Source organism: Streptomyces sp. NPDC050703, assembly GCF_040654435.1.
GTDB lineage: Bacteria > Actinomycetota > Actinomycetes > Streptomycetales > Streptomycetaceae > Streptomyces.
This window is the reverse complement of sequence record NZ_JBFAHX010000086.1, coordinates 1-7860: the sequence shown is the minus strand read 5'-3', so window position 1 is coordinate 7860 and position 7860 is coordinate 1. Positions and strand designations below refer to the sequence as shown.

The window sequence follows — 7860 nt, the reverse complement described above, 5'->3', positions numbered from 1 at the left end:
CCGGCCACCGCGTCACGCATCACTCGTTCTCCTCGACGAACCGCTCCCGGACGGAGCCGGGCCACCGCGCCGCTCTCAGGACAGCGGCTCCACCCACACATCGCGGTAGCGGACCTTGTTGCCGTGGTCCTGGAGGCGGATGGCACCGGCCGCCGCCGACTCGGGGGCACCCGCGCCGGTGGGGCCGTCGACGGCCACGTCGTCGTGGACCTTCTCGCCGTTCCAGACGACCGTGACCCGCGCGTCCGACGTCTTCTCGCCGTCCGCGTCGAAACGGGCGGCGCGGAAGGTGATGTCGTAGGTCTGCCAGGTCTCGGGCGGCTTGGCGGCGTTGCGGTCGGCGGCCTTCTTCTGGTAGATCGCCGCCGCCTCGTTGTCGGCGAGCTTCTTCACGCCGTACGAGTCGAGGATCTGCACCTCGTACCGGTCCTGGAGGTAGACGCCGCTGTTGCCGCGGTCCTGCCCCGTGACGTCGTCGGGGAGCTTCGGCACCCGGAACTCCACGTGCAGCCTGAAGTCCTGGAAGTGCTGCTTCGTGCGCAGGTCGCCGCAGCAGACCTCCATGGACTTCTCCGCGGTGTGCGGCCACTCGGCGCTGCGGCCGTCGGTGTGCTGCCAGGCCGTGGAGATGCTGCCGCCGGAGAAGAGGTCGACGCGGCTGCCGGGGCGCCGGACGTCGATCGCGTCGAGGTTGACGTGTCCGGTGTCATCGGCGCCCACCCCGTAGGTGATCGTGTTGCGGCCCTTGCGCAGGGTCAGGCGTTCCGTCCTGGTGCTCCAGCGGTTCCACTCGCCGGTCGACGGCAGGCTGGTCTGCCGGGCGGCGGCGCCGTTGACGCTGACGCCGATCGTCTTGGTGCCGGGGGAGGGGTGCGGGCCGTTGGCGTAGCGCAGGCCCACGTCGTAGGTGCCCTTCTTCGCCACGTCGACGTCGAAGGTCACCGCGGCGCCCTTCTCGCCGAGGCCGTCGACGAAGCCGGCGCCCGTGTGACCGGCGTGCTCGGTGTCGGTGCCCGCGCCGCCGGACAGCCGGGCCGACTCGGCGTCGTAGGCGGTGCTCGGGTCGTCGGGGCCCGGCTTGGCGTTGAGCGTGTACCAGGCCTCGGTGGACCAGAGCTGCTCGCGGGTGGAGGAGGAGAACGGGCGCGGCGAGCGGACGTGCACGACGCGGTCGCTCCTGAGCCCGGGAATGGTCAGTTTCACCTTCTTGCGGTCGGAGGAGAGCTTCGCCGCGGTGACCGGCAGCGCCTCCTCGTCGACCTTCGGGCCGCCGTAGGCGGGGGTGGGCGCGTAGCGCCACTGCTCGACGGAGTACGCGCCCTTGGTCAGCTTGTCGGCGGTCTCCTGCGACAGGGGCTTGGTGTAGGTGAGTTCGAAGCCGTCGCGGGTGGCGCGCATCGTCCTGATGTCGAAGGCGGTCTTGCCGTTGGGCGTCAGCTTCTGCAGGCCGAAGCGGAGCTTGCCGGCCTGTCCCCAGTTGCCGTCGGCGCCGAGGCCGCCGGTGTAGATCGCGCCGTCGGGGCCGGTGCTGATGCGCGAGACGCCGGCTTCGAGGCCCTGGGTGTGGCGGAACACCGCGCCCTGGTACTCGCCGTCGACCTTCTCCAGGTCCGCGCGCTGGAGTCCGCCGTAGGTGACGTCACCGAAGACCATCTGCCCGGCGAAGGGGCCCTTCTTCAGCCGCATCGGGGTGCTGGGGGAGTTGGCGATCTCGTTCTGCGGCAGCCAGAGCGCGGGCTTGGTGACGGGCTTGTCGTCGTAGGGCCCGCCGGGGTTCATGTAGTGGTTGAAGAAGCGGTCCTGCTCGATGTGGACCAGCTTGGAGGCGGGCAGCCAGCCGCCCTGGTTGTCCGCGACGAACAGGTTGTTGTCCGGGCCGCGGCCGATGCCGTTGGGGGTGCGCAGGCCCCCCGCGAGGTAACTCACCTTGCCGGTCGCCTTGTTGACCTTGATGGTCGTGCCACGGTTCTTGGCGGGCTGCGGGTCGGTGGTCGCGCCGCCGTAGTCGATGGCGACGGAGAGGTTCAGATAGAAGTGGCCCTTCTCGTAGAGCAGTCCGAAGGCGAACTCGTGGAAGTTCTTGCCGTACGGCCACTCGGCGATCTTCCGCTTGTCGTCGGTGACGTCGTCGCCGTCGGTGTCGTTCAACTCGGTGAGCTGGTGTTTCTCCGACACGTACAGCTTGCCGTCCACGTACTTGATGCCCATCGGCTCCTTGAGCCCGTCGGCGATCTTCTTGTACGTGACCTTCTCGGGGCCGGTGTCACCGGTGACGTGGTCGAGCAGGTACACCTCGCCCTTGTTCTCGTTGCTGCCGCCCCAGGTGGAGATCGCGAGGCGGCCGTCGGGCAGCCAGTCCATCGCGGAGACCTGGGGCTCGAAGCCCTTGGGGCGCAGGTCGGTCAGCCGGTACCCGGGGTTGACCTCGGTGAGCGGGAGGCCGTCACCGGGGGTGTCGTGGGTCCCCTCGCACTCCTTGCGGCCGGGCGCGGTGACCCGTACGACATCGGCGTCCGTGCTGAGCACCGAGTTCGGCACCGTCGTGAACCCGCTCGCCCCCGGCGGCTTCCATTCGAGCGTGACCTGCTGCCCGCCGCCCGCGTCGAAGTGGTCGATGCGCAGCGGCTGGTGGCCGGCGTTGAGTGTGATCCCGCCGTCCTTGGGCTCGGCACCGTGCAGTCCGTCGTGGTCGATGACCCGCTGCTCGCCGATGAAGAGCCGCGAGCCGTCGTCGCTGATCAGACGGAAGTCGTAGGTGCCCGCCTCGGGCACGTTCAGGTTGCCGATGATCTGCGAGACGAAGTTGTCGCTGAACCCGAAGCCCTCGGTGGACTTCCAGTCGGCGGTCGGGATCAGCTTGTCGACGTTGGGGGTCTGGGCGGGCTTGAGGTCGCAGAGCTTCTTGAGGGGCGTCTGCACGTCGAAGACCCGCAGGGTGACGCCGGGTTCCTGCGGCGGCAGGTCCGCGAACGGCTTCCCGTCGTCCTTCGCGGCCGCGGCGGGCGCGAGGAGTCCACCGCCGAGCATGGCGGTGAGCAACAGGGCGGTGGATCTTCGGGCCGTGCGGCGGCGCCGCCCGGGGATCGGCCCGGGGATCGGCTCGGGGCGTGGCTTCACTTGTCCTCCTGCGTGGTTCCGCTGATTCCGGCGTGGCTTACGCAGATTTCCGTGGCCAAAGCGGGGCTCAGCGTAGGGAGGTTGTCCGAAGAGGTCCATACTTTGTCCAGAGAAAGGAAAAACTCCCTGGAGCGACCACGGCCGTGGCCCGCCCGCCGACGCGGGGAAGGATCGGGGGCATGACGCACTCACCGATGCGGATCAACGCCCTCATCGTCGACGCCGCCGACCCCGAGCGGCTCGCCGCGTTCTGGTCCGCCCTGCTCGACAGGCCCATCGAAAGCCGCACCGGCCCCTACGTATGGCTGCGGCGCGCGAACGGCCTCGCCCTCGGCTTCCAGCGGACCGCCGAGCCCACGCCGGGCAAGAACCGCATGCACGTCGACGTCAGCACACCCGACCCCGCCGCCGGACAGCGGCGCGTCGAGAGCCTCGGCGGACGCCGCCTGGAGGAGTACGCCGACAGCGGCTTCCTGGTGATGGCCGACCCCGAGGGCAACGAGTTCTGCGTCATCCCCGAGGGCCCGGTCGGCATGGACGACGAGGGGCGCGCGCACTACCTCGACTGAACGCCGCGTCGCTGCGCCCCCCGCCCGGCGGGCACGGGCAGGATGGGCGCGGGCGCTCAGAAGCCCGGAAGACCCCGGAGGCAACGGTGAGCACTGACGCGACCGCGTGGCCGAAGACGCAGGACCCGCGACCGACGACGACCGCCGAGCACGCGGCGGCCACCACGCCGCCCCTCACGCCGGCGCACCCGCACGCCACGACGTACTACGCCATCGGCGTCCTCGTCGTCCTGGGACGGCTCACCCCCGACGAGGCGCGGAACGTCCTGCGCGCCATCTCCCAGCGCACCAACACCAAGCTGCGGGACGTGGCCACGCTGCTCGTCCGGTGGGCCGGGTCCGGCGAGCTGCCCGCCGACATCCGCGGCGAACTGGCCCACCAGCTCCGGCTGCGCCCCCGCCGCTAGGGCTTCTCGTCCGGATCAGCGGGGGAAGCCGGCTCCGGCAGGACGGACGCCAGGACGTCGGCGGCGTGCTCGGACGGCTCGGCGGCCAGCGTGAACGTGATGCGCGCGCCCTCGCGGTACTCGGGGTCCACGGCGATGGTGCCCCCGTGGAACTCCACGATCTTCTTGCACATCGCCAGGCCGATGCCGCTGCCGGGATAGGCGTCCTTGGTGTGCAGGCGCTGGAAGATCACGAAGATCTTCTCCGCGAACTCCTCGGGGATGCCGATGCCGTTGTCGGTGACGGTGAAGCGCCACAGCCCGTCCTCGCGCACCGCCGTGACGTGGATCTTCGGCGCCACTCCGGGCCTGCGGAACTTGACCGCGTTGGCGATCAGGTTCTGCCAGAGCATGCCCATCTGCGTGGGGTCGGCGACCAGCGTCGGCAGCGCGTCGTGGGTGATGACCGCCTCCGACTCCTCGATGCCGACGCTCAACGCCGACAGCGTCCGCTCGAAGACCTTGTCGAGGTCGACGTCCTGCTGGTCGTTGTGGAGCCGGCCCACCCGGGAGAAGTCGAGCAGGTCGTTGATGAGGACCTGCATGCGGTTCGCCCCGTCCACCGCGAAGTCGATGTACTGGTCCGCCCGGTCGTCGAGCTGCCCGCCGTAGCGCCGCTGCAGGAGCTGGGTGAAGCTGGAGACCTTGCGCAGCGGCTCCTGGAGGTCGTGGGAGGCCACGTACGCGAACTGCTCCAGCTCCGCGTTGGAGCGCCGCAGGTCGGCGGCCTGCGCGTCCAGGCGTACCCGCGCCTGCTCCTTGAAGTCCAGCTCCCGTACGAGACGCCGGCGCATGTGGTCGATCTCACCGCTGAGGTGGCGCAGGTCGGCGGGGCCCGTCGGGGTGATCGGATGGTCGAAGTCACCGCCGGCGATGGTGCGGGCGTCCGAGCCGAGCCGCTCCAGCGGCCGGTTGATGCCGCGCCGCAGGCCCTCGAAGACGCCGGCGATGAGGGCCAGTATGACGAGACCTATGGCGCCGAACACCCAGTTGCGCAGGGCCATCGTGTCCACCAGGTCGGCCCTGGCCTTCGCACGCTCGGCGCGCAGCGTCCTCTGCTGGTCGTCCAGGGCGGTCCGCACCTGGTCGAAGGAGGTCTTGCCCTCCTCGGCCCGCTCGGTGGCCAGCGGGGAGGGCGAGCCGGGCCGCGCGGCGGCGATCGGCACGGCGATCCTCTCCTGCCACTTCCCGACGGCCTCCCGCACGGTCTTCAGGCCTTCGAGACCGGTGCGGTCGCCGTCGAGCAGCCCGGCGAGCTCCCTCATGCTCGCCCTCTGCTCGACGAGCCCCCGGTCGTAGGGGGCACGGAACTCCGGGTTGCCGGTGAGCCCGTAGCCGCGGATGCCGGTCTCCTGGTTGAGCATGGCGGACTCAAGGCGGATGGCGGTGGTCAGGGCGGGGGAGCGCACATCGCTGAGGTCCGTGCTGAGCGACTCGGTGCGCGCGAGCACCCATGCCCCCGTCGAGCCGAGCAGCACCAGGATCAGCAGAGACACGGCCACCCCCACGCGGAGCCACCGCCGTGTCGTCCACGGGAAGCGCCCGGGGGCGGGCGCTCGTCTCTCGACGCGGGTCATCACTGGACTCCTTGCTGGGAAACGGACGGCCGCTGCGAAGGCGCGGCCAGGACACTCTAGAGGCTCGACAACATTTGTTGTCATCCGGCCGCCCCGGGACCTAGAGTGCCGAGCATGCCAGGCAAGAACTTCCAGCTGCGAGCCACTGCGCAGCAGATGGCCGCCCTCGCCGACGCGGAGGCCGGCGACCTCGCCCGGCGCCTCCTGCGCGAGCAGCTCGAAGCCCCTGCGCACCGGGCACCCGACGACCCGGCACCGGCCCTCGCCCTGCTGCACGTACTGGACCACCTGCGGCAGGCCACCGAACGGCTGCAGCGTGACGCGGCCGTGGCAGCCGCCCACGCGGGTGCCGGATACCCCCAGATCGGCGCCGCGTGCGGCCTGACCCGGCAAGGAGCCCGGCGCCGCTGGCCGGGGCTCTTCCACTACTCCAACGAAAAACCCACGGAGCATCCGATGATCGCCACCCCCGCCCGCCCCTTCGACGTCCTGCTCGTCGAAGACGACGCCGCCGACGCGATGCTCATCGAGGAAGCCCTCTGCGAGCGCGGTGCGCGCAACCTGGTCCAGGTCACGGACGGAGTAGCCGCCCTCGAACACCTGCGTGATCCGGAGACCGCCCGGCCCGACCTCATCGTCCTGGACCTGAACATGCCGCGGATGAACGGGCGGGAACTGCTGAAGGTCCTCAAGTCCGACGACGACCTCCAGACCATCCCCGTGGTCGTCCTCACCACCTCCAGCGCCCCCGACGACGTGAACGGCGCGTACAGCAGCCACGCCAACGCCTACGTGACCAAGCCGGTGAACCTGGAGGAGTTCGAGCTGGCCGTGCAGAGCATCGACGCCTTCTACCTCGACACCGCCACCCGGCCCCGCCCCTGAGCCGTTCCGGCACCCGACGCCGCCCGCTCAGACGGCGGCCGACGCCGGGTGCCGGCCGCCTCCGTCGTCGCGTTCGACATGGGCCCGCACACGCCGGCACGCGTGGGCGAGCAGCCGGGAGACGTGCATCTGCGAGATGCCGAGCTCCTCGCCGATGCGCGCCTGGGTCATGTCGTGGAAGAACCGCAGGTACAGGATGCGGCGCTCGCGCTCGGGCAGATGGGCAAGGCCCGGCTTGACCGCCTCGCGCGCCACCACGGCGTCGAACCGCGGCTCGGTCAGACCGAGGGTGTCGGCGAGCGCCGCGGAGCCCTCCTCGCTGCCCGCGCCGAGCTGGGCGTCCAGGGACAGCGCCCGGAAGCTCTCGATGGCCTCCAGGCCGGCCAGCACGTCCTCCTCGCTCATCCGCCCCTGCTCGGCGATCTCCGCCACCGTGGGGAAGCGGCCCGTACCGGTGCTGAGCTCGCGGATGCAGGCCCGCACCTGGCCGCGCAGCTCCTGCACGCGCCGGGGCACATGGACGTGCCAGGCGTGGTCCCGGAAGTGCCGCTTCACCTCGCCGATGATCGTGGGGACGGCGTACGGGGCGAAGGGGCCGTACGCCGGGTCGTAGCGGTCGACGGCCTTGACCAGGCCGAGGGCCGCGACCTGCTCCAGGTCCTCCAGCTGCTCGCCGCGGTCGCGGAACCTGCCGGCCAGCCTGCGCGCCATGGGCAGCCACGCCTCGACCAGCCGGGTGGCGAGACGCTGCCGCTCCGGGCCCGGGGGCAGGGCGGCGAGGCGCTCGAAGTCGGCGGCGGTGTCCGGCGCGTCCGGGCGGCGGTGGGAACGTCCTGCCTTCGTCGGCATGTGCGTGGCCTTCCCGTGGAACTGTCGTGATCAACAGCACGGGAGCGCGACGGGGCACACCTAGGGACGGCCCGAAAAGGGTCCGCTCCCGCGGATGTGCCTGGTCCTCAAGCACGTCAAAAGGCCGTTTGTCCGCGATGGACGGGACCGACGGACGGCCGGCCACCGATATCGCTTCCGGGACTTCTCCGATCGTACGGCTCTGTCGCCCGAAGGCGCCGCGGCGTGGTGCACACGGGTCAAGCCCTATGCCTCGTCGCGGTCCATGAGGCCGGTGCGGAGTTTGGTGACGGTGCGGGTGAGGAGGCGGGAGACGTGCATTTGGGAGCAGCCGAGCTGGTCGGCGATCTGCTGTTGGGTCTGCTCTTCGACGAAGCGGAGGTGGATGAGGGTGCGTTCGCGTTCGTCGAGGTCGGC

The 7860-nt window shown here is 70.8% G+C and carries 7 protein-coding genes; 3 read left to right on the top strand and 4 right to left on the bottom strand.

The annotated features are described in order from the left end of the window. Nucleotides 1-75 precede the first annotated feature (75 nt). Nucleotides 76-3027, bottom strand: a complete 2952-nt coding sequence (locus tag AB0I16_RS35540) for a family 16 glycoside hydrolase (RefSeq protein ID WP_363253819.1) — start codon at nt 3025-3027, stop codon at nt 76-78. A 269-nt stretch (nt 3028-3296) separates the two neighbouring features. On the opposite strand from AB0I16_RS35540, the gene AB0I16_RS35535 reads away from it, so the two are divergent. Continuing rightward, nucleotides 3297-3686 carry a VOC family protein gene (locus AB0I16_RS35535; RefSeq protein WP_363253818.1) on the top strand — a complete coding sequence of 130 codons (390 nt, stop codon included), beginning with the start codon at nt 3297-3299 and terminating at the stop codon, nt 3684-3686. 86 nt (nt 3687-3772) lie between these two features. Next, nucleotides 3773-4093, top strand: a complete 321-nt coding sequence (locus AB0I16_RS35530; protein WP_363253817.1) for an ANTAR domain-containing protein — start codon at nt 3773-3775, stop codon at nt 4091-4093. Here the strand turns inward: AB0I16_RS35530 and AB0I16_RS35525 are convergent. Beyond that, entirely contained in the window at nt 4090-5709 is a 1620-nt protein-coding gene (locus AB0I16_RS35525) for an ATP-binding protein (RefSeq protein WP_363253816.1), read from the bottom strand. The genes AB0I16_RS35530 and AB0I16_RS35525 overlap by 4 nt on opposite strands. 114 nt (nt 5710-5823) lie before the next feature. On the opposite strand from AB0I16_RS35525, the gene AB0I16_RS35520 reads away from it, so the two are divergent. Continuing rightward, nucleotides 5824-6594, top strand: a complete 771-nt coding sequence (locus AB0I16_RS35520; protein ID WP_363253815.1) for a response regulator — start codon at nt 5824-5826, stop codon at nt 6592-6594. Nucleotides 6595-6621: 27 nt separating this feature from the next. Here AB0I16_RS35520 and AB0I16_RS35515 read toward each other — a convergent pair whose 3' ends face one another. Together AB0I16_RS35515 and AB0I16_RS35510 are read right to left on the bottom strand one after the other, a co-directional pair. Next, entirely contained in the window at nt 6622-7443 is an 822-nt protein-coding gene (locus AB0I16_RS35515) for a SigB/SigF/SigG family RNA polymerase sigma factor (protein WP_363253814.1), read from the bottom strand. Nucleotides 7444-7689: 246 nt separating this feature from the next. Next, the coding region (locus tag AB0I16_RS35510; RefSeq protein WP_363253735.1) for a sigma-70 family RNA polymerase sigma factor at nt 7690-7860 on the bottom strand (171 nt) is incomplete at its 5' end.

Excerpts from the sequence above, each read along its gene's own strand:
- AB0I16_RS35540 (WP_363253819.1), bottom strand. The coding sequence starts at position 3,027 with ATGCTCGGCGGTGGACTCCTCGCGCCCGCCGCGGCCGCGAAGGACGAC.
- AB0I16_RS35535 (WP_363253818.1), top strand. The coding sequence starts at position 3,297 with ATGACGCACTCACCGATGCGGATCAACGCCCTCATCGTCGACGCCGCC.
- AB0I16_RS35525 (WP_363253816.1), bottom strand. The coding sequence starts at position 5,709 with ATGACCCGCGTCGAGAGACGAGCGCCCGCCCCCGGGCGCTTCCCGTGG.
- AB0I16_RS35520 (WP_363253815.1), top strand. The coding sequence starts at position 5,824 with ATGCCAGGCAAGAACTTCCAGCTGCGAGCCACTGCGCAGCAGATGGCC.
- AB0I16_RS35515 (WP_363253814.1), bottom strand. The coding sequence starts at position 7,443 with ATGCCGACGAAGGCAGGACGTTCCCACCGCCGCCCGGACGCGCCGGAC.